The organism is Embleya sp. NPDC056575 (assembly GCF_042793325.1).
Classification (GTDB): Bacteria; Actinomycetota; Actinomycetes; order Streptomycetales; family Streptomycetaceae; genus Embleya.
Genome location: NZ_JBHTVA010000186.1, coordinates 1 through 363 on the forward strand (window position 1 = coordinate 1; position 363 = coordinate 363).

The 363-nt window shown below is 48.8% G+C and carries 1 protein-coding gene and 1 pseudogene; both read left to right on the forward strand.

Translation table 11 applies throughout. The annotated features are described in order from the left end of the window. The coding region (locus ACFRCG_RS48610) for a hypothetical protein (protein WP_380043091.1) at positions 1-215 on the forward strand (215 nt) is incomplete at its 5' end. 23 nt (positions 216-238) lie between these two features. Next, positions 239-363, forward strand: a pseudogene (locus ACFRCG_RS48615) (hypothetical protein); the annotation flags it as partial.

Genomic DNA, 363 nt, shown 5'->3' on the forward strand with positions numbered 1-363 from the left:
AGCCTGCGAAGATCCTCGTACTTGTCGTTTCACTGAACGGCTTAATTCTGCCGATTGCGCTCGGAACGCTGCTTGTTGCCGCCTACAAGAAAAACATTGTCGGTGATTATAAGCATCCGCTTTGGCTGACAAGCACAGGCGCGCTTGTAGTGATTGTAATGGCAGTTATGGGAATCTACACGTTATGTACACAACTTCCTCAATTGTGGAGCTGATATAAGTGGAGCAATTAAACAAAATGGCGCCAAAGGATGTACGCGCCCTGATACGAGAGGGGAAAATAAACGGGCCGACCGCAGGCATGTCCGGCGGCTACGCCCAAGCGAATCTTGTGGTTTTGAAAAAGGACCTTGCGTTTGATTT